At 55.8% G+C, this 23,785-nt stretch carries 23 protein-coding genes and 1 other annotated feature; of the genes, 11 read left to right on the top strand and 12 right to left on the bottom strand.

Translation table 11 applies throughout. The features are described 5' to 3' along the window. The 4 genes from G9X48_RS08105 to wzzB all read left to right on the top strand — a co-directional run bounded on the left by G9X48_RS08105 (position 1) and on the right by wzzB (position 4,971). A complete protein-coding gene (locus tag G9X48_RS08105) occupies positions 1-1,122 on the top strand; it encodes a glycosyltransferase family 4 protein (protein WP_007869129.1) in 1,122 nt (373 codons plus the stop codon). A 51-nt stretch (positions 1,123-1,173) separates the two neighbouring features. Continuing rightward, entirely contained in the window at positions 1,174-2,196 is a 1,023-nt protein-coding gene (galE, locus tag G9X48_RS08100; protein WP_032988336.1) for a UDP-glucose 4-epimerase GalE, read from the top strand. Positions 2,197-2,338: 142 nt separating this feature from the next. After that, complete coding sequence (gene gndA, locus G9X48_RS08095) at positions 2,339-3,745, top strand: NADP-dependent phosphogluconate dehydrogenase (protein WP_024561408.1); 1,407 nt, start codon at positions 2,339-2,341, stop codon at positions 3,743-3,745. 236 nt (positions 3,746-3,981) lie between these two features. Further along, the gene (gene wzzB / locus G9X48_RS08090) at positions 3,982-4,971 is read left to right on the top strand and encodes an LPS O-antigen chain length determinant protein WzzB (RefSeq protein WP_024561409.1); all 990 of its coding nucleotides are present in this window, start codon (positions 3,982-3,984) and stop codon (positions 4,969-4,971) included. Between the two features lie 53 nt (positions 4,972-5,024). Here the strand turns inward: wzzB and hisIE are convergent, their stop codons facing one another. From hisIE to hisL, 9 genes are all read right to left on the bottom strand, one after another. Then, positions 5,025-5,636, bottom strand: a complete 612-nt coding sequence (gene hisIE / locus G9X48_RS08085) for a bifunctional phosphoribosyl-AMP cyclohydrolase/phosphoribosyl-ATP diphosphatase HisIE (RefSeq protein WP_007869111.1) — start codon at positions 5,634-5,636, stop codon at positions 5,025-5,027. Next, on the bottom strand, positions 5,630-6,406 hold the full coding sequence (gene hisF / locus G9X48_RS08080) for an imidazole glycerol phosphate synthase subunit HisF (RefSeq protein WP_007869109.1): 777 nt from the start codon (positions 6,404-6,406) through the stop codon (positions 5,630-5,632). Before hisF ends, hisIE begins: the two co-directional genes overlap by 7 nt. After that, entirely contained in the window at positions 6,388-7,125 is a 738-nt protein-coding gene (gene hisA / locus G9X48_RS08075; protein ID WP_007869106.1) for a 1-(5-phosphoribosyl)-5-[(5-phosphoribosylamino)methylideneamino]imidazole-4-carboxamide isomerase, read from the bottom strand. Before hisA ends, hisF begins: the two co-directional genes overlap by 19 nt. Continuing rightward, positions 7,126-7,716: an imidazole glycerol phosphate synthase subunit HisH gene (hisH, locus tag G9X48_RS08070; protein ID WP_007869104.1), complete on the bottom strand. Its 591-nt coding sequence runs from the start codon at positions 7,714-7,716 to the stop codon at positions 7,126-7,128. Next, positions 7,716-8,783 carry a bifunctional histidinol-phosphatase/imidazoleglycerol-phosphate dehydratase HisB gene (gene hisB, locus G9X48_RS08065; protein WP_007869103.1) on the bottom strand — a complete coding sequence of 356 codons (1,068 nt, stop codon included), beginning with the start codon at positions 8,781-8,783 and terminating at the stop codon, positions 7,716-7,718. The genes hisH and hisB overlap by 1 nt, the downstream gene beginning before the upstream one ends. Further along, positions 8,780-9,862 (bottom strand): histidinol-phosphate transaminase, encoded by a 1,083-nt coding sequence (gene hisC, locus G9X48_RS08060; RefSeq protein ID WP_007869096.1) that lies wholly within the window; start codon positions 9,860-9,862, stop codon positions 8,780-8,782. Before hisC ends, hisB begins: the two co-directional genes overlap by 4 nt. Next, the gene (gene hisD, locus G9X48_RS08055; RefSeq protein ID WP_032988340.1) at positions 9,859-11,163 is read right to left on the bottom strand and encodes a histidinol dehydrogenase; all 1,305 of its coding nucleotides are present in this window, start codon (positions 11,161-11,163) and stop codon (positions 9,859-9,861) included. Before hisD ends, hisC begins: the two co-directional genes overlap by 4 nt. 5 nt (positions 11,164-11,168) lie before the next feature. Beyond that, positions 11,169-12,068, bottom strand: a complete 900-nt coding sequence (gene hisG / locus G9X48_RS08050) for an ATP phosphoribosyltransferase (protein WP_004385872.1) — start codon at positions 12,066-12,068, stop codon at positions 11,169-11,171. Between the two features lie 47 nt (positions 12,069-12,115). Then, positions 12,116-12,238: a sequence feature (His leader region), on the bottom strand. After that, positions 12,214-12,264, bottom strand: coding sequence for a his operon leader peptide (gene hisL / locus G9X48_RS08045; protein WP_071601073.1), 51 nt, complete (start codon positions 12,262-12,264; stop codon positions 12,214-12,216). (Overlaps the previous feature by 25 nt.) A 180-nt stretch (positions 12,265-12,444) precedes the next feature. Here hisL and G9X48_RS08040 point away from each other — a divergent pair, with 180 nt between their 5' ends. Continuing rightward, positions 12,445-13,269 carry an SDR family oxidoreductase gene (locus tag G9X48_RS08040; protein ID WP_004385874.1) on the top strand — a complete coding sequence of 275 codons (825 nt, stop codon included), beginning with the start codon at positions 12,445-12,447 and terminating at the stop codon, positions 13,267-13,269. On the opposite strand, the gene G9X48_RS08035 is transcribed toward G9X48_RS08040, so the two are convergent. Further along, a complete protein-coding gene (locus tag G9X48_RS08035) occupies positions 13,253-14,032 on the bottom strand; it encodes a gamma-glutamyl-gamma-aminobutyrate hydrolase family protein (protein ID WP_007869093.1) in 780 nt (259 codons plus the stop codon). The genes G9X48_RS08040 and G9X48_RS08035 overlap by 17 nt on opposite strands. Before the next feature lie 266 nt (positions 14,033-14,298). Between G9X48_RS08035 and gabT the strand changes: the two genes are divergently transcribed. Beyond that, positions 14,299-15,594, top strand: a complete 1,296-nt coding sequence (gene gabT, locus G9X48_RS08030; protein WP_007869091.1) for a 4-aminobutyrate--2-oxoglutarate transaminase — start codon at positions 14,299-14,301, stop codon at positions 15,592-15,594. A 188-nt stretch (positions 15,595-15,782) separates the two neighbouring features. Further along, a complete protein-coding gene (locus G9X48_RS08020) occupies positions 15,783-17,144 on the top strand; it encodes an APC family permease (protein ID WP_007794764.1) in 1,362 nt (453 codons plus the stop codon). Between the two features lie 183 nt (positions 17,145-17,327). On the opposite strand, the gene sbcB is transcribed toward G9X48_RS08020, so the two are convergent. Further along, positions 17,328-18,755 carry an exodeoxyribonuclease I gene (sbcB, locus tag G9X48_RS08015; protein ID WP_007869088.1) on the bottom strand — a complete coding sequence of 476 codons (1,428 nt, stop codon included), beginning with the start codon at positions 18,753-18,755 and terminating at the stop codon, positions 17,328-17,330. Positions 18,756-18,834: 79 nt separating this feature from the next. Continuing rightward, positions 18,835-19,986, bottom strand: a complete 1,152-nt coding sequence (locus G9X48_RS08010; RefSeq protein ID WP_007869080.1) for an acyltransferase — start codon at positions 19,984-19,986, stop codon at positions 18,835-18,837. 237 nt (positions 19,987-20,223) lie between these two features. Between G9X48_RS08010 and dacD the strand changes: the two genes are divergently transcribed. The 4 genes from dacD to G9X48_RS07990 all read left to right on the top strand — a co-directional run bounded on the left by dacD (position 20,224) and on the right by G9X48_RS07990 (position 23,723). Continuing rightward, positions 20,224-21,396 (top strand): serine-type D-Ala-D-Ala carboxypeptidase DacD, encoded by a 1,173-nt coding sequence (gene dacD / locus G9X48_RS08005; RefSeq protein WP_146090758.1) that lies wholly within the window; start codon positions 20,224-20,226, stop codon positions 21,394-21,396. 87 nt (positions 21,397-21,483) lie between these two features. After that, positions 21,484-21,957 carry a DNA gyrase inhibitor SbmC gene (gene sbmC, locus G9X48_RS08000; RefSeq protein ID WP_004385325.1) on the top strand — a complete coding sequence of 158 codons (474 nt, stop codon included), beginning with the start codon at positions 21,484-21,486 and terminating at the stop codon, positions 21,955-21,957. 200 nt (positions 21,958-22,157) lie between these two features. Continuing rightward, positions 22,158-23,216: an FUSC family protein gene (locus G9X48_RS07995; protein ID WP_032988343.1), complete on the top strand. Its 1,059-nt coding sequence runs from the start codon at positions 22,158-22,160 to the stop codon at positions 23,214-23,216. Positions 23,217-23,384: 168 nt separating this feature from the next. Continuing rightward, positions 23,385-23,723, top strand: coding sequence for a DUF496 family protein (locus tag G9X48_RS07990; RefSeq protein WP_004385327.1), 339 nt, complete (start codon positions 23,385-23,387; stop codon positions 23,721-23,723). The last annotated feature ends 62 nt before the right edge of the window (positions 23,724-23,785 follow it).

Here is a 23,785-nt window from a genome sequence, read left to right as displayed (position 1 = left end):
ATGCAAGTGCTATTAATTGGTAACCAGACAAGTACCATTTTGCTTTTCAGAAAGCGTCTTATAGAGAAGTTTATTGAAGAGGGGGCAGTTGTTCATACCTTAACGATGGACAGTGACGTCAATGCATTCAAAAAAATAATTGAATTAGGCGCACATCCGGGCTGTTATCGATTTTCACGTTCTGGTATGAATCCTGTCTCGGATGCGATTAATACTATCAGGCTCGCTAAAACAATAAAAGAAATTAAACCTGATGTCGTTTTTTGCTTTTTTCCCAAGCCTATTATTTTTGGTACATTGGCAGCACGTCTCGCTGGCGTAAAAAATGTTAATGTGTTATTAGAGGGATTAGGGTATTGTTTTACCAAAGGCGCTACTCAGGAAAACTTCAAAAAGAGAGTTGTCAGAAAAATACAAACATTACTCTATAAGTTATCGTTGCCTTTGACACGAAAAGTATTGTTTCTTAACAGCGATGATTATAAAGATTTACTAATTGAACATCGTATTCAGGTCAAGTCGACTGAAGTTGTAGGCGGAATTGGAGTTAATCTTGAACAATACAGTTATGTGCCTGCGCGTACAGATGTCATTCATTTTACTATGGTCGCCAGGCTACTAGTTGAAAAGGGTGTCAGAGAATACGTTCTCGCTGCTGAGAAAGTAAAACGTCTATATCCTGATGTGCAATTTAGTATTGCAGGGACGTTTGATGATAACCCTGGCGGCATTACTCGTGAGGAATTTGAAGCCTGGATTAAAAAAGGTGATGTGAATTTCTTAGGTCAGGTATCGGACATTAAAAGTCACTTAATTAATAGCAGCATTTTTGTTCTGCCCTCTTACCGTGAAGGGGTCCCACGTAGTACACAAGAAGCGATGGCAATAGGAAGACCAATTATTACTACAGACGTGCCGGGTTGTAGAGAAACCGTCATCGCTGGATACAATGGCTTTTTGATTCCGCCCTGGGATGCAGATGAGCTTGCTAACAAGATGATATCTTTTATTAAGCAACCCGAGCTGATTGTTCAGATGGGATTGGCAAGCCGTACTATAGCGTTAGAAAAATTTGATGAAGAACAAGCCTGCGATAAATTGATAAACCTTCTTTCTTCATAACGAACACTTTCTATGGGCAAATATAGCTATACTTATTTTTAAGGAATAGATATGTCAATACTGGTGACGGGCGGTGCCGGTTATATTGGATCACATACAGTATTATGCCTTCTGGAGCGAGGTTACAATGTTGTGGTTTTAGATAACCTCAGTAATTCTTCATATGAATCTTTACGTCGAGTACAAGCGATCACGCAACGTGATATCGTTTATTATCAAGGCGATATCACCGATCGAATCTTCCTAGGGAAAATTTTTTCAGAGAATACAATAGAAGCGGTAATCCACTTTGCTGGTTTGAAGTCTGTGAGCGAGTCGATAAAGTACCCTACTAAGTATTACGAGAATAATGTTATGGGAAGTATTATTCTCCTTGAAGAAATGATGAAGCATGGTATTTATAAGCTGATTTTTAGTTCATCGGCAACCGTTTACGGTGAACCAGAGCGTATCCCTCTTACAGAAGATTGCAAAACAGGCGGTACTACTAATCCCTATGGTACGTCAAAACTTATGGTTGAGCAGATTTTATCGGATACAGCCAAAGCGCAACCGCAATTAAACATTACCATTCTTCGGTATTTTAATCCGGCTGGTGCCCATCCTTCTGGTTTAATTGGTGAAGATCCAAATGGTATCCCTAACAATTTATTGCCGTATATAAGTCAAGTTGCTATTGGAAAGCTTAAAAAGCTTTCTATATACGGTAATGATTATCCCACTCATGATGGAACGGGAGTAAGGGATTATATCCATGTGATGGATCTTGCTGAAGGTCATGTCGCAGCAATTGAAAAAATGAATGCTGATAGCGGATGTAACATATATAACCTGGGTACTGGCAAAGGGTATTCGGTTTTAGAGCTGATTTCTGCTTTCGAAGCGCAAAGTAATATAAGAATTCCATACACGTTTACCGAACGCCGTCCGGGCGATGTCGCGGAGTGCTGGTCCGATTCTTCCCTGGCGCATAAAGCGCTGGCGTGGCGCGCCACAAGAAGTCTGGATGAGATGATGCGTGATAGCTGGAATTGGCAACAGCAAAACCCTAATGGCTATAAGCCGTTAGTTTGATCCGCATTTGTTTGTAAGCAATTATTGTTGAAGACGTAATCCTCAGACGAAAGGCTCCCACATTTGTCCATCCTGAGTTAACATCGTAGCTACATTTACCTGCGTGATGATTCGCAGTGACCACACCTGACAGGAGTATGTAATGTCCAAACAGCAGATCGGCGTTGTTGGTATGGCCGTGATGGGGCGCAACCTGGCGCTTAACATTGAAAGCCGTGGCTATACCGTATCCGTATTCAACCGCTCCCGTGAAAAAACCGAAGAAGTGATTGCAGAAAACCCGGGCAAAAACCTGGTTCCTTACTATACGGTGCAGGAGTTCGTTGAGTCCCTGGAAACGCCCCGTCGTATCCTGTTGATGGTTAAAGCAGGCGAAGGTACTGATAAAGCCATTGAATCCCTCAAGCCTTATCTGGATAAAGGCGACATCATCATTGATGGCGGTAATACTTTCTTCCAGGATACGATTCGTCGCAACCGCGAACTGTCTGAAGAAGGCTTCAATTTCATTGGCACTGGTGTTTCCGGCGGTGAAGAAGGCGCCCTGAAAGGGCCATCTATCATGCCTGGCGGTCAGAAAGAAGCTTATGAGCTGGTCGCGCCTATCCTCAAGCAAATTGCTGCTGTGGCGGAAGGCGAGCCGTGCGTTACTTACATTGGGCCGGATGGTGCTGGTCATTATGTGAAAATGGTGCATAACGGCATCGAATATGGCGATATGCAACTGATTGCAGAAGCCTACTCTCTGCTGAAGCACGGCCTGAATCTTTCCAACGAAGAACTGGCGAAAACCTTCTCTGAATGGAACGAAGGTGAGCTGAGCAGCTATCTCATCGATATCACTAAAGACATCTTCACCAAGAAGGACGAAGAGGGCAACTACCTGGTTGATGTGATTCTGGATGAAGCGGCTAACAAAGGCACCGGTAAATGGACCAGCCAGAGCTCACTCGATCTCGGGGAGCCGCTGTCCCTAATCACCGAGTCTGTTTTTGCGCGTTATATCTCTTCCCTGAAAGAGCAACGTGTTGCCGCTTCCAAAGTACTGAGCGGCCCGCAGGCCAAACCTTTCGCAGGCGATAAAGCTGAATTTATTGAGAAAGTACGCCGCGCGCTGTACCTCGGTAAAATTGTCTCTTACGCTCAGGGCTTCTCCCAGCTGCGTGCGGCTTCTGAAGAGCACAACTGGAACCTCAACTACGGTGAAATTGCGAAGATCTTCCGCGCTGGCTGCATCATCCGCGCGCAGTTCTTGCAGAAAATTACCGATGCGTATGCTGAAAACCCATCTATTGCGAACCTGCTGCTGGCGCCATACTTTAAGAAAGCGGCTGATGATTACCAGCAGGCGCTGCGCGATGTAGTGGCTTATGCGGTACAGAACGGTATCCCGACGCCGACCTTCTCCGCAGCTATCGCTTATTACGACAGCTACCGTTCTGCTGTGCTGCCAGCAAACCTTATTCAGGCGCAGCGCGACTACTTCGGGGCGCATACCTACAAGCGCACCGATAAAGAAGGAGTGTTCCATACCGAATGGCTGGATTAACTCTATCTTTTACTTTTTGAATGTTAAAGCCCGGCCATGGCCGGGCTTTTTTCTGGATAAATAGATATAAAAAGAGCCTTACAATCAACAAACTTTACAGGTAAATTGTGCCGCTACGTGCAGTTTCATCTTTGTCTTATCAACATAAGAAATGAATTTGGCAAACTAAGCGCTGCAGGCTACACGTAAAGTTGTTTATCTGTTTGATAACAAAATAAATTTATAATAAGGTTTGTATGGTGCACACTTCTTCTACTGCTAATAACAGGCAACCGGACGCCAACGAGCAAATTGACCTGTTAGATCTACTGCTTCAGTTATGGCGCGGAAAGCTGACCATCGCTGCGTGTATTGTCGTTGCGATCCTGCTTGCTGTTGCTTATTTATTCGTCGCGAAAGAAAAGTGGACTTCAGAAGCGATAGTTACTCTGCCTGACTCCGGGCAGATAGCCAATTACAACAACTCAATGGGCATACTTTATGGTCAAAACCCCACAAACGCGCCTACCGTTGTGGATGTCCAGGAGCGTTTTTTTGGCCGTTTCAATTCAGCCATTTCTGCTTTGGCCGATGAGTTGCAAAACCAGCCTGAAAAAGAGAGCCTGAAAATTGAACAGACGGTGAAAGGACAGCAGGTACCTTTGACTATCAGCTACACAGCGAATGGTGCTGAACAGGCGCAGAAGACATTAGATAAATATATCCAGCAAATTAATAAACAGGTCGTGCAGGAGCTGGATGCTGACCTGCAAGTCAACATCGACAGTAAGCTGGAAGACCTGAAAGCTTCCCTGGCGACGCAGATTAAAGTGGCGCAAGAGCAAAAAGATAAACGCCTTGCCGTACTTAATCAGGCATTGCTTGTAGCGCAGCAAGCGAATATTAAAGATACGCTAGTTCAACAGGCCGAAACACTTTCTGAAGACACCTTATTTGTATTAGGTAGCGACGCGCTTTCTTCAATAATCAAGAACGAAGGAACGCGTCCACTGCCGCTTTCAGATTATTACTACCAGACACGTCAGTCTTTGCTTGCTGTCAGTGCGCTTAAGTCAAAACCTGATTCGCTCTATTCGTTCCGTTATGTCATGAAGCCGAGCCTGCCGATTTATCGAGATAGTCCGAAGAGAGCATTAACGCTTATTCTGGCAGTGCTGATTGGTGGCATCATTGGCTCAGGCGTTGTACTTCTTCGTCATGCTGTACGCAACCATCGACCGGGGTAATATCTCTGGCGGGTTGTTTGATAAAAGGCCGGTTAACCCGGCCTTTTTTATGCTTACTTATGCCTGCCGCGCAGATTCTCTATCACCGCGCTTAAATCCAGTTCCTGATCCTGCAACAACACCAACAGGTGATAAACCAGGTCAGACGCCTCGTTAACCAACTCTTCTTTGTCGCGTACCGTCGCGGCAAGCGCCGTTTCCACGCCTTCTTCTCCCACTTTCTGCGCAATCCGTTTGGTGCCGCTGGCATACAGCTTTGCAGTATAGGAGCTTTCCGGCGAGGCGGTTTTACGCGCCGCCAGCAGCGCTTCCAGTTGGTAAAGAAAATGCCACTGGTGATGCGCCTCGCCAAAACAGCTCGAGGTGCCAAGGTGGCAGGTTGGCCCAATTGGGTTAACCAGCACCAGCAGCGTATCGTTATCGCAATCCGGTGTTATGCTCACGACATTCAGAAAGTGACCGGAAGTTTCGCCTTTGGTCCACAGCCGCTGTTTAGTGCGGGAGAAGAATGTCACCTTGCCGCTTTCTTCTGTCCGGCGCAGCGCCTCGTCGTTCATATAACCCAGCATCAGCACTTCGCCAGATACTGCGTGCTGCACCACGACCGGCAGCAGCCCGTCGGTCTTCACCCAGTCCAGTTGGGCCCGCTGTTGTTCTGTTAACACGCTCGAATCTCCACGCCTTGCTGAATCAGAAATGCTTTCAGTTCGCCAATATTAATAATCTGTTTGTGAAATACCGATGCCGCCAGCGCGCCATCCACGTCCGCGTCGCGAAATGCTTCCAGGAAGTGCTCCATGGTGCCGGCACCGCCGGAAGCGATCAGCGGAACGCGGCAGACCTCGCGCACTTTTTTAAGCTGCGTCAGGTCATAACCGTTGCGCACGCCATCCTGGTTCATCATGTTAAGGACTATCTCGCCGGCGCCGCGCTTCTGCACTTCCGCTACCCAGTCCAGCGTTTCCCATTGGGTGACGCGAGTACGGCTTTCGTCGCCGGTATACTGGTTCACGTGATACTTGCCCGTCTCGCTGTCAAACCAGGTATCAATGCCTACGACAATGCACTGCACACCAAAACGGTCTGCAAGTCGGGTGATGAGCTCCGGGTCCGCCAGGGCAGGGGAGTTGATGGAGATTTTGTCCGCGCCGAAAGAGAGGATCTGCGCCGCGTCGTCCAGGGATTTGATGCCGCCCGCTACGCAGAAAGGGATGTCTATCACTTCCGCCACGCGGGAAACCCAGCTTTTGTCTACCACGCGGCCATCGCTGGAGGCGGTGATATCGTAAAAGACCAGTTCATCGGCGCCTTCCTGCGCATAGCGTTTTGCCAGCGGCACGATATCGCCAATAATCTCGTGATTACGGAACTGCACGCCTTTGACAACCTGGCCGTCTCGCACGTCCAGGCAGGGGATTATCCGTTTTGCCAGCATTGAATCGCCTCCGTCACAGTAAATTTGCCTTCCAGCAGCGCGCGCCCGACAATTACGCCCTGAACGCCAGTGCCGCGCAGGGCGCGAATATCATTAAGTTCGCCAATGCCGCCGGAGGACTGGAACGCCACCTGCGGAGAGCGGGCGCATACTTCTTCATACAACGCCACGTTGGAGCCGGAAAGCGTGCCGTCGCGAGAAATATCGGTGCAGAGCACATGCTTCAGGCCGAACGGCAGATAACTTTCCACCAACGCCTCCAGCGTAACGCCGGAGTTTTCCTGCCAGCCGCTGACCGCCACTTGCTTGCGGCCTGCTTCATCGATACGCACATCCAGTGCCAGCACCAGCGCATCGGCGCCGAAGCGTTTAAACCATTGCTGCACCGTTTCAGGTGATTTCACGGCGGTGGAACCCACCACCACACGGCTGGCGCCCGCTTCAAGCAGCGCGGCCACGTCCTCTTCCGTACGCACACCGCCGCCGACCTGCACCGGCACGCTCACGCCTGCCAGCAGCTTTTGCAGCAACGGGATCTGGCGCTTCGCCGGGTCTTTCGCGCCGGTTAAATCCACCAGATGCAGCACCTGCGCGCCCTGCGCTTCGTAATCCTGCAGACGCGGCAGCGGATCGCTGCCATAGTCGCGCTGCTGGCCATAATCGCCCTGATGGAGACGCACCACTTTTCCGTCAATCAAATCTAATGCCGGGATAATCATTTACATCTCCAGGAAATTTTTCAGCAGCTGCGCGCCCGCGGCGCCGGAGCGTTCCGGGTGAAACTGCACGCCCCAGAAGTTATCTTTCTGCACCGCGGCGGTAAACGGCTCGCCGTAATTACACTGCGCGATAGTGCAGGGGTTCACTGGCATGGCGTAGCTGTGCACGAAGTAAAAATACGCGCCGTCTTCAATGCCGCGGAACAGACGGTCGCCCGCTTTCGCGTAGACGCGGTTCCAGCCCATGTGCGGCAGCGGCAGGCCGTAGTCGGTCATATGCGGCACGGGTTCATCGATAATGCCCAGCGTCTCTACGCCGTTGTTCTCTTCGCTGCGCGACCCCAGCAGCTGCATGCCGAGACATATCCCCAGCACCGGCTGGGTGCAGGCTTTAATCAGGTCAATAAGTTCGCGCTCGCGCAGCTGATCCATTGCTGCCTGAGCGGTGCCCACCCCCGGCAAAAAGAGCTTATCGGCGCGCAGCACCACATCCGACTCGCGGCTGACCAGCGGTTCGTAACCCAGACGCTGCACCGCCCACTTCACGGAAGAGAGGTTGGCGCAGCCGGTATCCAGAATCACCACGTTCATTACAGCACTCCTTTTGAGGAGGGGAGGGTGTCGCCTTCCACGCGAATCGCCTGGCGCAGCGTGCGGCCAAAGGCTTTAAACAGGCTTTCCACACGGTGGTGGTCGTTTTTACCCTTGGTTTTGAGGTGCAGCGTTACGCCCATGGTGTAAGAGAGTGAACGGAAAAAGTGCTCCACCATTTCCGTGCTGAGATCGCCTACGCGCTGGTAAGTGAACTCGGCGCGGTACTCAAGGTGCGGACGTCCGGAAATATCCAGCGCGCAGCGCGCCAGACACTCATCCATCGGCAGCACGAAGCCGAAGCGGTTAATGCCGCGCTTGTCGCCAAGCGCCAGTTTCAGCGCTTCGCCCAGCGCAAGGCCGGTATCCTCCACGGTGTGGTGATCGTCGATATAAAGGTCTCCCTTCACTGCGATCTCCATCCGGAAGCCGCCGTGGGTGGCAATCTGGTCGAGCATATGGTCAAAGAAGCCGACGCCGGTGTTAATTTTGCTGCCGCCTTCCTGGTCGAGCCAGACTTTCACATCGATCTGCGTCTCTTTAGTGTTGCGGGAGACCTGTGCGAAACGGTCGCGCTTTGTCAGCTTCTCGCCAATCATCGTCCAGTTCAGGTCGGCGCGGTTATAGCGCAGCCCCTGAATACCCATGTTTTCCGCAAGTTCAATGTCAGTGGCGCGGTCGCCAATCACATAGCTGTTCGCCGCATCCATTACGCCCGGCTCCAGATAGCGCTCCACCAGCTTCACTTTCGGCTTGCGGCAGTCGCAGTTGTCCGTCGGGAAATGCGGGCAGATGAGCACGTCTTCAAACAGGACGCCCTGAGAGGTGAAAATCTGCATCATCAGGTTATGCGGGCCGTCAAAGTCCGCCTGCGGCAGGCTGTCGGTGCCAAGCCCGTCCTGATTGGTGATCATGACCAGCTTAAAGCCCGCTTTTTGCAGTTGCAGCAGCACCGGGATCGCATCCGGCTCGAAGGCGAGTTTGTCAAAACGGTCCACCTGGAAATCGTCCGGCGGCTCGGCAATCAGGGTGCCGTCGCGGTCAATAAAGAGATACTTCTGGCTCATACTCGCTCCGTGGCCGCAAGGCCGGGTTGGTCACGCAGGGCGTCAATTACGCGCTGGCACTCTTCGCGGGTGCCGACGGTAATGCGCAGGCAGCCGCTGAGTGTCGGTTGTCTGTTCTGGTCTCGTAAGATAATGCCCTGATCCCACAGCGATTTAAATACCGCGCTGGAGGCGGTGATGCGCGCCAGCACATAGTTGGTTTCGCTGTCGAAAATGGCCTCGACGCACGGCGTCTCGCGCAGACCCGCTATCAGGAACTGGCGGTTGACCAGCACCTGCGCCACGCGCTCGCGCATCGCAGTAATGCCCTTCGGGCTCAGTGCCTGGGCGGCGATATCCGCGACGGGCGTGGAGAGCGGGTAGGGGGCAATCACTTTCAGCAGCAGATTAATGACGTCTTCATTGGCAAGCGTAAAGCCGCAGCGCAGCCCGGCAAGCGCGAAGGCTTTGGAGAGCGTGCGCAGCACGACGAGGTGCGGGTAGTCGCCAAGCCAGCCGGCGAGCGTCGCCTGCGGGCAGAATTCAATATAAGCCTCATCGGCGATCACAACGGCTTTGCCGCGCGCCATCTCCAGCAGCGTGCGCAGATCCTGCGGGTTAATCAGCTGGCCGGTCGGGTTATTGGGGCTGCAGACGAAAATCACTTTCACGCCGTCGAGTTGTTCGGCAATCGCCGCAAGGTCAAGCTGCCAGCCGTCGATGGCCTGCACGGTGCGGCACTCCACGCCGATGGTTTCGGCGCTGACGCTGTACATGCCGTAGGTCGGCGGACAGTAGAGCACCGCGTCGCGCCCCGGCTCGCAGAACGCGCGGATCAGCAGCTCAATGCCTTCATCCGCGCCGCGGCTGACCAGCACCTGCTCTGGCTTCACGCCCGCGTACTGCGCATAACGCTCAATGACGAGTTTCGGCTGGCACTCCGGGTAGCGGTTGAGCGTCTGGGCGGTTAACTGAAATTCCACGGCCTGCGGGTATTCGTTGGCGTTCAGCCAGACATCGCCATTACCGCCGAGGCGGCGCGCAGACTGATAGGGCGTCAGATTGCGCACGTTCTCGCGCGCCAGTTCTTCAATGCTCATGCTTGCTCCTTCAGGGCTGCCACACGCAGCGTCACGGCGTTTTTGTGGGCGGTGAGCTGTTCTGCCGCCGCCAGGGTTTCGATGGTCTCTGCCAGCGCGGAAAACCCGGCGGGCGTCAGTTCCTGGATGGTCATGCGCTTCTGGAAATCCGCAAGACCGAGGCTTGAGCTGGTGGCGGTATAGCCGTAGGTCGGCAGCACGTGGTTAGTGCCGGAGGCGTAATCGCCCGCCGATTCCGGTGACCAGTCGCCCAAAAACACCGAGCCTGCGCTGGTGATGCCATCGACCAGCTCGCGGGCGTTGCGGGTCTGGATAATCAGGTGCTCCGGGCCGTACTGGTTAGAGATGTCCACGCACTGGGCGAGGTCGCGCGCCACAATAAGGCGGCTTGCCGCGAGCGCCTGACGGGCGGTGTCGGCGCGGGGCAGTGCTTCCAGCTGGCGGGCGGTGGCGTCGGCGACCGCCTTCGCCATCGCCGCGTCCGGCGTCAGTAAGATAACCTGCGAGTCCGGGCCGTGTTCGGCCTGCGAGAGCAGATCGGAGGCGACGAAATCCGGCGTCGCGCCGCTGTCGGCAATCACCAGCACTTCGGAAGGCCCGGCAGGCATATCGATCGCCGCGCCGTCGAGACGCTGGCTCACCTGGCGTTTGGCTTCGGTCACAAAGGCGTTGCCGGGGCCGAAAATTTTCGCCACTTTCGGCACGCTTTCGGTGCCGAAGGCGAGGGCGGCGATGGCCTGCGCGCCGCCCGCCTGGAAGACCTCCTGCACGCCGCAGAGCTTCGCGGCATAGAGAATTTCATCGGCGATGGGCGGCGGCGAGCAGAGCACCACGCGTTGACAGCCCGCGATGCGCGCAGGCGTCGCCAGCATCAGCACGGTTGAGAAGAGCGGCGCGGAGCCGCCCGGAATATAGAGACCGACCGACGCCACCGGGCGCGTCACCTGCTGGCAGCGCACGCCGGGCAGGGTTTCGACATCCACGGGCGCGAGCTGCTGGGCGCGGTGAAATTTTTCGATGTTCGCCACCGCCACCGCCATCGCCTGTTTCACCTTGTCGTCAAGGCGCGCGGCAGCGGCGTCAATCTCCTGCGCGCTGACCTGCAGGGCGGCCACGTCAGTTTTATCGAACTTCGCGCTATAGTCGCGCAGCGCCGCGTCGCCGCGGGCTTTTACATTATCGAGGATTTCCGCCACGGCGCGGGTGATGCTCTCAGAGGCAGAAATGGCCGGGCGCATCAGCAGCTCGCGCTGCTGTGCGGGGCTACAGGTGTTCCAGTCGATGACGGTCGTAAAAGTCATGGCGGTTACTCCATCATCTTCTCAATCGGCAGCACAAGGATAGAGCTCGCGCCCAGCGCCTTGAGCTTCTCCATCGTTTCCCAGAACAGCGTTTCGCTGCTGACCATGTGCATCGCCACGCGCTGCTGATCGCCTGCCAGCGGCAGAATGGTCGGGCGTTCCGCGCCTGGCAGCAGGGCTATCACTTCATCAAGACGCTCCGTTGGCGCGTGCAGCATGATGTATTTCGATTCGCGGGCCTGGATAACGCCCTGGATGCGGGTCAGCAGTTTGTCGATAAGCTGCTGCTTCACGGCGGGCATCTCGCCGTCACGCTGGATAAGACAGGCTTTGGAGCGGTAAATCACTTCCACTTCGCGCAGGCCGTTGGCCTCAAGGGTCGCGCCGGTGGAGACTAAATCGCAGATGGCGTCGGCAAGCCCGGCGCGCGGGGCGACTTCCACCGAGCCGTTCAGCAGGCAGGATTTAAACTGCACGCCTTTTTGATCGAGATAACGTTTAAGCAGGTGCGGGTAAGAGGTGGCGATACGCTTGTTATTCAGGCTTTCCGGGCCTTCCCAGACATCATCGACCGGCGTGGCGAGCGAGAGGCGGCAGCCGCCGAAATCGAGGCGACGCAGCGTGTAGTAGCGCGGGTCGTCGCCCTGGGCGCGGCGGGTCAGCAGCTCTTCTTCCAGCACGTTTTCGCCGATGATGCCGAGATCGACCACGCCATCCATCACCAGGCCCGGAATATCGTCATCGCGCACGCGCAGGATGTCGATAGGCATATTCTCCGCCAGCGCAATCAGACGCTGGGTGTGCAGATTAATTTTTATGCCGCAGCGGGCCAGCAGTTCGCGCGAATCATCGCTTAAACGGCCGGATTTCTGAATAGCTATGCGTAAACGGTTGTTGTCTGTCATCTCGCCTTATCCTTGTTGATCTCGTTAAATTCGTCTGCCAACGCCCAATAAAAAAGCCCCCGGAAGATGATCTTCCGGGGGCTCTCTTAGCGTTCATGCACCACTGGAAGATCCGATCGTCTTCCAGCACACATCGCCTGAAAGACTAATCAGGATGATGGTGATGGTGGTGGTTGTTAAACTGAACGCGTGTCATAAAATTCTCTTGTTGAATGCTTATTCAAAACCTGTCTTAACCGTAAACCATACCGGGCAGAGAAGGCAAGGGCTTTTTTTCATCATTAAAACCTTTCATATTCACTACATCAATTGTCAGCCTGCGGCGGCTGGCGTAGCCTGAAAAGAGGCAGACGCAAAGACGGAGCAGGAGAACGCAATGAAAAAGGTCGCGATTGTCGGATTAGGGTGGTTGGGTATGCCGCTGGCGCTCGCGCTTAACGCCCGTGGCTGGCAGGTCGCTGGCAGCAAAACCACGGCTGACGGCGTGGAAGCCGCACGTATGTGCGGTATCGAAAGCTATCAGCTGGAGCTGTTGCCGGAAATGGTGTGCGACAGCGACGATCTGGAGGCGCTGTTTAACGCCGACGCGCTGGTGGTGACGCTGCCCGCGCGGCGTACCGGCGGCAACGGCGAATATTACTTACAGGCGGTGCAGCAGGTCGTGGACAGCGCCCTGGCGCACCAGATCCCACGGATCATTTTTACCAGCTCCACCTCGGTCTACGGCGAGGCGGAAGGCATCTGCAAAGAAACGACGCCCGCAAATCCGGTCACTGAAAGCGGGCGCGTGTTAAGAGAGCTTGAGCAATGGCTGCATAATTTACCGGGTACGTCAGTGGATATTTTGCGCCTGGCGGGGCTTGTCGGCCCGGGGCGTCATCCGGGGCGTTTCTTTGCGGGTAAAACGGGCCCGAACGGCGGACATGGCGTCAATCTCGTGCATCTTGAGGACGTGATCGGTGCCATTACCCTCCTGTTGCAGTCGCCCAAAGGCGGGCATATTTATAACCTGTGCGCCCCGCAACACCCGACGCGCGCGGAGTTTTATCCGGTGATGGCGCGCCAGCTTGGCCTTGAGCCGCCGCGCTTTAGTGAGAGCCCGGCGGGCACCAAAGGCAAGCTGATTGACGGCAACCGGATCTGCCATGAACTGGGGTTCGAGTATCTCTATCCGGACCCGCTCGTTATGCCAATGGAGTAAGCGCCTGATGGTCAGCCTGCCAGACGCGGCAGGCGGCCACAAAGGCGTCAAAAATCTGTTTTGAGAGCGGCTCGTCGTGCAGCGCGCCCCATTCCGGGTGCCACTGTACCCCGAAGGCGAACGGGTGCTCCGGAATACTGATAGCCTCAATCAGCCCGTCGTCGGCGCGTGCCTCGATAAACACGCCGGGCCTCACCTCGCGTATCCCTTGCTGATGCAGCGTATTGACCCGCACCGCTTCGCCGGGCGCGACCCAGCTGTCGAGCCAGCCGCCGGGCGTAATCTCAAGCCCGTGTACTGGCGCGAATTTCGCCTCCGGACTGCCGTTCGGGTTCACTTCATGCTCGCGCAGCCCTTCGACATTATGCAGTTGCCGCCAGAGCTTGCCGCCAGTGGCGACGGCCATTTCATGCACGCCGCGGCACGAGCCGAGCAGCGGCAGGCCGGTATTCAGCGCGTGACGCACCAGCATCAGCGCCAGTTTGTCGCGCCCCGGATCGTTGCTGGTCTCCTGCGCCTCTTCACCGTAGTGGTGCGGCTCAATGTTGCACGGGCTGCCAGGCAGAAAAATCCCGCTCAGCGATTTCAGCGCTGCCGCCAGGTAGAGCGGATCGTCCGCCAGATGGTGGGGCAGGGGAATGGCCACGGCACCAGAGTGATAAAGCGGTGCCAGATAAAGATTTTCCACCGTTAAGATTAACTGCTCGTCCTGATTACTCTGACACATCAATACGCCGATGAGCGGCGGTGTGTTTACGGTCATGCTGGCTCGCCTGTTTCGCTGGGATACAGATCCTGTAGTTGAGCATTCGCAGCGGGTCAACTTTCCACGCGCCCGCTCTGGCAGAACCTCCGCCTTGAGCTATGTTTTGATAACGGGCGTTATTTAAGCGGTTTTCGCCACGCTTTTTCGCGATGTAATAACTGCCGTAACGCTTTTTCCAGACGTTAACGCCCCCCGATATAGCGATGAAAATAATGTTGCCTCCGTCTTTTTGGGCGGAGGCTTTTTGCGCACAGGAGTCAATGATGCAAAGCAATCAGCAGTGGCAGGCGCGACGTGAGGAAGCGGTGCCGCAGGGCGTGGGTAACGCGCTGCCGGTATTTGTGGCGCGGGCTAAGAACGCGGAGATCTGGGACGTGGAGGGGAAGCGCTATATTGATTTCGCCTCCGGCATTGCGGTACTCAATACCGGGCACAACCACCCGGCGGTTATCGCGGCGGTGAAGGCGCAGCTCGATAATTTTACGCACCCTTGTTTTCAGGTAACGCCTTATGGCAATTACATTGAGCTTGCGGAACGCCTGAACAGGCTGGCTCCCATCAGCGAGCCGTGCCAGACGCTGTTTCTCTCAACCGGCGCTGAGGCGGTGGAGAACGCCATCAAGGTGGCGCGTATCGCCACCGGGCGCTCGGCGGTGATTGCGTTTCGCGGCGCGTTTCATGGCCGCACGCTGCTTGGCATGGCGCTCACCGGCAAAGTGCAGCCCTATAAAAAAGGCTATGGCCCGTTCCCGGCAGGGATTTACCACGCGCCTTACCCGGCGGCATATCTCGGCGTGAGCGACACCCAGGCGCTGGCGTCGCTGGCGGGGATTTTCGCCGCGGACGTGGCACCGGAAGAGGTGGCGGCGATTATTATCGAGCCGGTACAGGGCGAGGGCGGGTTTTACGCCGCTTCTGCCGAGTTTATGCAGCAGCTGCGCGCGTTGTGCGATAAACACGGCATTGTGCTGATTGTTGATGAGATCCAGAGCGGCTTTTGCCGGACCGGCAAAACGTTTGCCATTGAGCATTCAGGCGTCGAACCGGATCTCATTACCATGGCCAAAAGCCTGGCGGGCGGGTTCCCGCTCTCGGCGCTGGTGGGGAAAAAGGCGCTGTTTGATAAAGCGCTGCCGGGCGGGCTTGGCGGCACTTACGCAGGCTCGCCGGTAAGTATCGCGGCGGCGCTGGCGGTGACCGATCTCATTGAGCAGGAGCAATTAAACGCGCGCGCCATCGCCCAGGGCGAACTGCTGATGAGCGGTCTGCAAGAGCTGGCGCAGGAGTATGATTGTATCGGCGATGTGCGCGGCGTCGGCGCGATGGTGGCGATGGAGCTGGTGCATGAGCGCGACAGCCATCGTCCGGACAAAGAATTGACCCAGCAACTGGTGCAGGAGGCAGGGCGTCAGGGGCTGATTTTACTGACCTGCGGCGTGCGTGCGAACGTCATCCGTTTCCTTATCCCGCTCACCGCTGAGAAAGAAATTGTGACAGAAGGTCTCAACGTCTTGTCATCTTGCCTCAAAGTGGTGCAAAATACGCGCCCTGCAAAATAAGATATTAACCGACGTCAACGCGTCGGTTATTTTTTTGCAGTCAAGAGCATCGTAATTAAATTCAAGAGGCCGGGCTTCGTACCGGATAGATACATACTTAAAATCCGACAGTTGTTGTCGCTGAGGAATACAGAAAATGGGGCAATTTTTCGCTTATGCGGCGATGTTCACCGTAAAGGAGAATAATTATGTCGCTTAATGCAACTCCAAAAACCTCTCGCGTGGAATTACGTAAAACGCTTACGTTGATTCCGGTTGTTATGATGGGCCTCGCCTATATGCAACCTATGACGCTGTTCGATACGTTCGGTATTGTATCTGGCCTGACGGACGGTCACGTGCCGACCGCCTATGCCTTCGCGCTGGTCGCTATCCTCTTTACCGCGCTGAGCTACGGTAAACTGGTGAAACGCTTCCCGTCTGCGGGCTCGGCGTACACCTACGCGCAGAAAGCGATTAACCCGACCGTGGGCTTCATGGTGGGCTGGTCGTCGCTGCTCGATTATCTCTTCGCGCCGATGATCAACATTCTGCTCGCGAAAATTTACTTTGAAGCGCTGGTGCCGGAAATCCCGTCATGGATTTTCGTGGTGCTGCTGGTCGCGTTCATGACCGTTTTCAACATGCGTACGCTTAAAGGCGTGGCGAACTTCAACACCATTATCGTGGTGCTGCAGGTGGTGCTGATCGCCGTGATTCTGGGCATGGTGATTTACGGTGTAGCGCACGGCGAAGGCGCGGGTACGCTGACGAGCTCACGTCCGTTCTGGTCTGAGAATGCGCACGTCATCCCGATGATCACCGGGGCGACCATTCTGTGCTTCTCGTTTACCGGCTTTGACGGCATCAGCAACCTGTCGGAAGAGACCAAAGACGCTGAACGTGTGATTCCGCGCGCTATCTTCCTGACCGCGCTGATCGGCGGCCTGATCTTTATCTTCGCGACTTACTTTATCCAGCTCTACTTCCCGGATATCTCGCGCTTTAAAGATCCGGATGCGTCCCAGCCGGAAATCATGCTCTACGTGGCAGGTAAAGCCTTCCAGGTCGGCGCGCTGATTTTCTCTACCGTGACCGTACTGGCGTCCGGTATGGCGGCGCACGCAGGCGTTGCGCGTCTGATGTATGTGATGGGCCGTGACGGCGTGTTCCCGAACCGCTTCTTCGGTTACGTGCATCCGAAATGGCGTACCCCGGCGCTGAACGTGGTGCTGGTGGGCGCGATTGCGCTGATGGCGATTAACTTCGACCTGGTAATGGCGACCGCGCTGATTAACTTTGGTGCGCTGGTGGCGTTTACCTTCGTGAACCTGTCTGTGATTTCACAGTTCTGGATCCGCGAAGGCCGCAACAAGACGCTGAAAGACCACTTCACCTACCTGCTGCTGCCGGTGTGCGGCGCGCTGACCGTAGGTGCCCTGTGGCTGAACCTGGAAGAAAGCTCCATGGTGCTGGGCCTGATCTGGGCCGGTATCGGTGTGGTTTACCTGGCGTGCGTGACCCGCAGCTTCCGTAACCCGGTACCGCAGTACCGTGAAGATATCGCGTAATTACCGCGATACACGCATAACGAAAAGGCTCCACGAAGGGAGCCTTTTTTATTGCCGGTAGTTTTTGGGGCGGCGGGTTGGGATGTCGATGGGGCGGGGCGGTGGATTGGGATTTCGATGGGTCGGGGCGGCGGGTAAGCGAAGCGCACCCGCCTTATCCCGTCACGCCGGTATCCCCCGCGCTTACCCGACAATCTCCTGCGCGTACTGATACAACGCTTTCAGCAGCGCCGTCTTCTCTTTGTCGCTCTCGTACTGGTTGTAGAGCATCTCTAACTCCTGGGCGTAGGCCTGGAGGAATTCCGGCGTAAAGACGTCGCGGCGATGCGCCAGCCAGCGCTCCTGTTCCTGCTCGCTGAGCGTGCCGGGGAAATTACGCGCCCGGTAATTAAACAGCAGCTTCTCAATACGCTTATCCACGAACGTAATATCGAGCGCCGGCAGATTCTGCGGCGGCGTCTCCAGCACAATGCGCATCGCGGCGCGATCGGCGTCGCTGAAAAAGCCGTCGTAGAGCTGCGCATCCACGTTATCGGTAGGTGGGAACGGCGGCGCGTCGGCAAACAGCGCCACCAGTTTTTCGCGCACCTGCGGCGAATCGCGAAGCACCTTGAGATTATTCAGGCAGTGCTGACGGTCGATGCCAAGACGCTCGGCATCTTCCGGGCGCAGCGTATTGGCCTGCGCCAGTACCGGGCATTTATTGAGATGCACCAGCTTCACCGGCACCGCGCTCGCGTCGCCGAGCGCCGCTTTCGGCGTGTAGAGCCGCTCGCGCAGATCGTCGGCGTTCAGCTCCAGCAGAGGGCTAATATCGCCAGCCAGATCCACCACAATTACCGCGTTACGGTTGTCCGGGTGCCAGGCGACGGGCGCTATCCAGCTCGTATTGCCGCGCCATGCGCCAAACATGCCGGAAACGTGCACCAGCGGCTTCATCTGAACGGTATCAATCAGCGTCGCCAGCTTCTGCTTACTGCGGTAGGTGTAGAGATAATCGAACATCCGCGGCTGGCGGGTTTTCACCAGCTGCGCCATGGCGATGGTGGCGTACACATCCGCCATCGCGTCGTGCGCGTTGGCGTGTTCAATCCCGTTGGCGACGGTTAAATGCTCAAGGCGAAAGCTCGGCAGCCCGTCGCTGTTCTCCGGCCAGACGATGCCTTCCGGGCGCAGCGCGTAGCAGGCGCGCATCACATCCAGCAGATCCCAGCGCGAGTTATCGTTCTGCCAGCTCCAGGCGTAAGGGTCGTAGAAGTTGCGATAGAAAATATTGCGCGTCACTTCGTCATCGAAGCGCACGTTGTTATAGCCGACCACGCAGGTTTTTGGCACGGTGAACAACGCGTGGATGCGTCTTGCAAATTCCGCTTCGTTTTCGCCGCGCGCACGCGCCACCTGTGGCGTAATACCGGTTATCAGTACCGCTTCTGGTTGGGGGAGATAATCGTCGGCGGGCTTGCAGTAAAAGACGTCCGGCTCGCCGATAACCGTGAAATTCTCATCGGTGCGCAGGGCAGCGAACTGCGCCGGGCGATCCAGCGAGGGGCTTTTGCCGAAGGTTTCGTAATCGTGGAACAGAAAAGTCGGTTGCGCGGCAGAATCAGACACCAGGTCACCATCCAGAGTAAGTAAAAAAAAACAGGGCTATGGTAAACCATAGCCCTCTCAGGAAGAAGTGGCAGCGGCCTTAAGGCATGACCTGCTCCGGCTGCACCGGTTTGCGGGTAATCAGCCGTTTGCCGAGCGCAATGCCCGGTTTCTCCACGCGATGGAAAAGAACCGTCGCCAGCGCGTACGTCACCGGCAGGCTGATGGCGGCGGCGATGAGCAGGCGCACCGGCGAGGCGTACTGCTCAAACGCGCTGTGCTCCACCAGCAGGCCGATGACCGGAATCACAATCATCAGATGCAGCAGATAGACCGAATAGGAGACATCGCCAAGGAACTGGCTGATACGGCGCGTCAACAGCCAGCGCGGCAGCCGCATCGCCTGATGCAGCAGCGAGCCCGCTTGCGCCTGCCACAGCAGCGCGCCGAGCCCGGCAATCATCACGCACTGGGCGATAAGACGAACCGGCGTCACCGCGATATGCATCTGCCAGGCGAGTACCGGCGCCAGGAACGCCAGCAGCAGCAACAGGCGGCGGCTCTCGCGCACGGCGGCGGCTATCAGCATGCCTGCGACAAACAGCGGCAGCTTAATCAGGATCATCGAAGGCATCGGGAACGCCTCAAAATACCCCGGAAATGCCCAGCGCGCCGCAAAGCAGGCCACCATTACCGCGAAGGCGGCGGCAAAGAATCCCCAGCGCATCACCAGCAGCATAATGAACGGGAACAGCACGTAGAACTGCATTTCGAGCCCGATGCTCCAGTCCGGCAAGACCGTGCGGAACGAATAATAAGGGATAGCGCCGAAGACAAACGAAATATGCGCGAGAATATTGCCCGCGGACGTATCGGCATAGCGCTGGCTTTCGGTTTGCGTCGACGGCCAGGCCTGGGCGATGACATCGCGCCATTCGCCGAACGCCGCGCCGAAAATAAGCGCTAACAACAGAAGGAAATAATAGAGCGGCGCGATACGGAAAAAACGGCGCAGCCAGAAATTACGCATAGTATGGCCACTGGTCCACGGCTCAATGTCCCGACGCTCCATATAATTCTTCGCCATCAGAAAGCCCGACAGCAAAATAAACAGATCGACGCCCATGCCCGGATCGTATAACAGGGGAATGCGGCACTGCACCAGCAAACAAATATGCCCCAGCAGCACCCACAGCGACGCGAGACCGCGTAACCCCTCAAGCTCCGGCGACCAGCTTTTACCCTGCGCCATACCCTTCTCCTCAGCCTTTTAAAAGTCACCAGGCTAAAAAGAGTCGGCCTTTATAACAATCGGAACAGTACGTGAAATGTTTATTATCAGATTTTCCGCAGCATGTTATCGGTAGGTAAACGAAACGGTGGCAATTTTAGTTAAGACGCGTCTTATTCATATTTCCTTGCAATTTAGCGGAGCAAGGAAATAAAAACTGCCGTAAAAAAGGCGCCCCATCGCGAAGTTACAGAGGATATGCTGTTGAAATTTAGACCAATGATTGCCGTTTCCTGCATCATGCTGGCCGGTATTACCGCGCAGGCGAACGCCGCCGCGCTTTCCATGCCGCAACCGCCAGCCATTATGGCGGGCAGCTATGTGTTGATGGACTATACGACCGGACAAATACTGGCGGCGAATAACGAGCATCAACAGCGTAACCCGGCGAGCCTGACCAAATTAATGACCGGCTATGTGGTGGACCGCGCCATCGACAGCCATCGCATCACGCCAGATGACGTGGTGACGGTCGGGAAGGACGCCTGGGCGAAAGATAACCCGGTGTTTGAGGGCTCGTCACTGATGTTCCTGAAGGCGGGCGATCGTGTCACGGTGCGCGACCTCAGCCGCGGCCTGATTGTCGATTCCGGCAATGACGCTTGCGTGGCGCTGGCCGATTACGTGGCGGGCGGCCAGCCGCAGTTCGTTGCGATGATGAATGATTACGTTCAGAAGCTCGGCCTGAAAGACACGCATTTTGAAACAGTACACGGGCTGGACGCGCCGGGGCAGCACAGCTCCGCTTACGATCTGGCGGTATTATCGCGCGCCATCATCCACGGCGAGCCGGCGTTTTACCATATGTACAGCGAAAAGAGCCTGACCTGGAACGGCATCACCCAGCAGAACCGCAACGGCCTGCTGTGGGATAAAACGCTCAATGTTGACGGACTGAAAACCGGCCATACCTCCGGCGCGGGCTTTAACCTGATAGCCTCCAGCGTTGACGGCAAGCGCCGCCTGATCGCGGTGATTATGGGCGCTGACAGCCCGAAAGGGCGCGAAGACCAGGCGCGTAAACTGCTGCACTGGGGCCAGCAGACCTTCGATACCGTGGAGATCCTGCAAAAGGGCAAGAAAGTGGGCACCGAGCGCGTCTGGTACGGTAAAGACGAGCAGGTGGCAGTGGGCACCGATCGCGATTTCTGGCTGACGCTGCCGAAGACGCAGCTCGCGAATGTGAAGGCGAAATATCTGCTCGATCGCGAGCGCCTCGACGCGCCGCTGGACGCGAATGAAAGAGTGGGCGAGATAGAACTCTACAATGGCGATACGATTATTGCGCGTATGCCGCTGGTGGCGCTTGAGAAGGTGAAAAAGGGCGGCGTCTTCTCGCGCTTTGGCGACTGGCTGCATCTGACCCTGTAAGCGTTTTTTCCCAACGCGAAGGCGCTCACAGACACCCGCGTGAGCGCCGCACACTATACTCGCTATTTTGAACAGCGAGGAGTGAACATGGATTACACCATCGAGCATGTCTTAACGCGTAAAATCGCCGGTTTTCATCTGGTCGGCCCGTGGGAGAAAACGGTGCCGCAGGGGTTTGAACAGCTCTCTTTGTGGGTGGATAACTTTCATATCCAGCCGCAGGCGTGGCTGGCGGTCTATTACGATAATCCGCAGCAGGTCGCCCCGGAGAAGCTGCGCGCCGATACGGTGGTTGAAGTGCCGGCGGATTTCACTCTGCCGGAAAACAGCGTCGGCGTGATCCTGACGGACCTGCCGGGCGGCCAGTACGCGGTGGCGCGCGCCCGCGTTGAGAACAACGATTTCGGCACGCCGTGGCTTGCGTTTTTTACGCGTCTGCATCAGGACGTGCGCTACCAGATGGCCGCGCGCCCCTGTTTTGAAATTTACCTCAACGACGGCAAGCGCGACGGCTACTGGGATATCGACATGTATATCCCGGTCCAGACCTCCGGCGAATAATACAGTCGCGCCCCCGCGATGGCGGCGGGCGCGCTTTTTGTTAAGTAAATGGCAAAATAACGTTAATTCTTCGATAATTCGTACGACTTCTCTGAAAAGTTACAGCTTTTCCCCGATTTTTGTCAGAAAATAGCGCCCCTCATTTTCAGGCGTTTCGCCTGAAGCGACGTTTCATCAAGGCTGTTAACGGGAAAGTCAGCGTGCGTGCCGATAAATCGCTCTCCTCTTTTGAAATTCGTCTCTACCAGCATTACCGCATCGTGCACGGCGTGCGCATTGCGCTGGCGTTTATCCTGACGTTTTTACTGGTGCGGATGCTGAACGTGCCGGAAGGCACCTGGCCGCTCATCACGCTGGTGGTGGTGATGGGGCCAATCTCATTCTGGGGGAACGTGGTTCCGCGCGCCTTTGAGCGCATTGGCGGCACTATTCTCGGCGCGGCGCTGGGGCTGGTGGCGTTGCAACTCGAAGGCTGGTCGCTGCCATTGATGCTGTTGTGGTGCGCGCTGGCGATGTTTCTGTGCGGCTTTCTGGCGCTCGGCAAACGGCCTTATCAGGCGCTGCTGATTGGCATCACGCTTTCGGTAGTGGTCGGCGCGCCGCAGGGCGACATGCTGGTCGCGCTCTGGCGCGGCGGCGACGTGATTTTCGGCTCGCTGCTGGCGATGCTTTTTACAAGCCTCTGGCCGCAGCGGGCGTTTATTCACTGGCGTATCCAGATGGCGAATTTTGTCGGCGATTTCGCGAAGATTTATCACGCCGGGCTGTCGCCAAATCTGGTGGAGCGCCCGCGACTCGATAAACCGTTGCAAAATATCCTCGGCAGCGTCGTGAAGCTGCGCGCGTTTATCACGCCCGCCAGCAAGGAGACGCACATTCAGCGGGCGATTTTCGAGGCTATCCAGACCACCAGCCGCAATATGGTCTGTACGCTTGAGATGCAGATCAACGCCTGGTGGGCCTCGCGCGAAAGCCACTTCCTGATGATTAACGCCCGTACCCTGCGCGATTCGCAGCAGATGACGGAGAACACGCTGGCGGCGATTGCACAGGCGCTGCGCGAAGGCAACCCGTCGCCGGTCATGGCCAACCGCGAGAAGCTCGCGGAAATCGCCCAGGAGTTGCGCGCACTGATGAGCGAAGGGCAGCAGGGTGCGCTGGTCGAAACGCCGATTCACGGCTATGTATGGTTGAGCATGGAACTGGCGCAGCAGCTGGAGCGCCTTTCACAGCTGATTTGCCGGGCGCTGCGCAAATAATCTGCAGACGACCGGCGCTTGTTTCGATTCAGCACCGTTTCAGGCTATGATAACCACAGGCATCCTGAACGGGATAAAACCATTGTCATCAACCGCCGCTGACAGTAAGGTTTACGCCATGCGGTTGTTTAAACGAATCCGAGTCTTAAATTCAGTAGGGGTGTAAAAATGGAAAACAGCAAACCTTCATTCCAGGACGTTCTTGAGTTCGTGCGTCTGTTCCGCCGTAAGAACAAGCTGCAGCGTGAAATTCAGGACGTCGAGAAGAAAATTCGTGACAACCAGAAGCGCGTACTGCTGCTCGACAACCTGAGCGATTACATCAAACCGGGCATGAGCGTGGAAGCCATTCAGGGCATTATCGCCAGCATGAAGAGCGACTACGAAGACCGCGTTGATGACTACATCATCAAAAACGCCGAGATCTCCAAAGAGCGCCGCGAGATTTCGAAAAAGCTCAAAGCGATGGGCGAGCTGAAAGTGCACGAGCCGAAAGGCGAAGAATAAGTTAAAAAAACCGCTTCGGCGGTTTTTTTATGTCTGCGGTGTGGCGCACGTCTTTCCTGGCG

It is taken from the genome of Cronobacter sp. HA18006 (assembly GCF_011605445.1).
In the GTDB taxonomy this organism is placed as follows: Bacteria; Pseudomonadota; Gammaproteobacteria; order Enterobacterales; family Enterobacteriaceae; genus Cronobacter; species Cronobacter sakazakii.
This window is presented reverse-complemented; position numbering and strand designations above follow the sequence as displayed.

What these genes read in the sequence shown, in the direction of transcription:
- gabT (WP_007869091.1), top strand. Translation starts at nt 14,299, where the DNA reads ATGCAAAGCAATCAGCAGTGGCAGGCGCGACGTGAGGAAGCGGTGCCG.
- hisG (WP_004385872.1), bottom strand. Translation starts at nt 12,068, where the DNA reads ATGACAGACAACAACCGTTTACGCATAGCTATTCAGAAATCCGGCCGT.
- G9X48_RS08105 (WP_007869129.1), top strand. Translation starts at nt 1, where the DNA reads ATGCAAGTGCTATTAATTGGTAACCAGACAAGTACCATTTTGCTTTTC.
- G9X48_RS07990 (WP_004385327.1), top strand. Translation starts at nt 23,385, where the DNA reads ATGGAAAACAGCAAACCTTCATTCCAGGACGTTCTTGAGTTCGTGCGT.
- hisF (WP_007869109.1), bottom strand. Translation starts at nt 6,406, where the DNA reads ATGCTGGCAAAACGGATAATCCCCTGCCTGGACGTGCGAGACGGCCAG.
- G9X48_RS08020 (WP_007794764.1), top strand. Translation starts at nt 15,783, where the DNA reads ATGTCGCTTAATGCAACTCCAAAAACCTCTCGCGTGGAATTACGTAAA.
- hisC (WP_007869096.1), bottom strand. Translation starts at nt 9,862, where the DNA reads ATGAGCATTGAAGAACTGGCGCGCGAGAACGTGCGCAATCTGACGCCC.
- dacD (WP_146090758.1), top strand. Translation starts at nt 20,224, where the DNA reads ATGCTGTTGAAATTTAGACCAATGATTGCCGTTTCCTGCATCATGCTG.
- hisH (WP_007869104.1), bottom strand. Translation starts at nt 7,716, where the DNA reads ATGAACGTGGTGATTCTGGATACCGGCTGCGCCAACCTCTCTTCCGTG.
- G9X48_RS08040 (WP_004385874.1), top strand. Translation starts at nt 12,445, where the DNA reads ATGAAAAAGGTCGCGATTGTCGGATTAGGGTGGTTGGGTATGCCGCTG.
- wzzB (WP_024561409.1), top strand. Translation starts at nt 3,982, where the DNA reads ATGGTGCACACTTCTTCTACTGCTAATAACAGGCAACCGGACGCCAAC.
- hisA (WP_007869106.1), bottom strand. Translation starts at nt 7,125, where the DNA reads ATGATTATCCCGGCATTAGATTTGATTGACGGAAAAGTGGTGCGTCTC.
- gndA (WP_024561408.1), top strand. Translation starts at nt 2,339, where the DNA reads ATGTCCAAACAGCAGATCGGCGTTGTTGGTATGGCCGTGATGGGGCGC.
- G9X48_RS08010 (WP_007869080.1), bottom strand. Translation starts at nt 19,986, where the DNA reads ATGGCGCAGGGTAAAAGCTGGTCGCCGGAGCTTGAGGGGTTACGCGGT.
- hisB (WP_007869103.1), bottom strand. Translation starts at nt 8,783, where the DNA reads ATGAGCCAGAAGTATCTCTTTATTGACCGCGACGGCACCCTGATTGCC.
- galE (WP_032988336.1), top strand. Translation starts at nt 1,174, where the DNA reads ATGTCAATACTGGTGACGGGCGGTGCCGGTTATATTGGATCACATACA.
- hisD (WP_032988340.1), bottom strand. Translation starts at nt 11,163, where the DNA reads ATGACTTTTACGACCGTCATCGACTGGAACACCTGTAGCCCCGCACAG.
- sbmC (WP_004385325.1), top strand. Translation starts at nt 21,484, where the DNA reads ATGGATTACACCATCGAGCATGTCTTAACGCGTAAAATCGCCGGTTTT.
- G9X48_RS08035 (WP_007869093.1), bottom strand. Translation starts at nt 14,032, where the DNA reads ATGACCGTAAACACACCGCCGCTCATCGGCGTATTGATGTGTCAGAGT.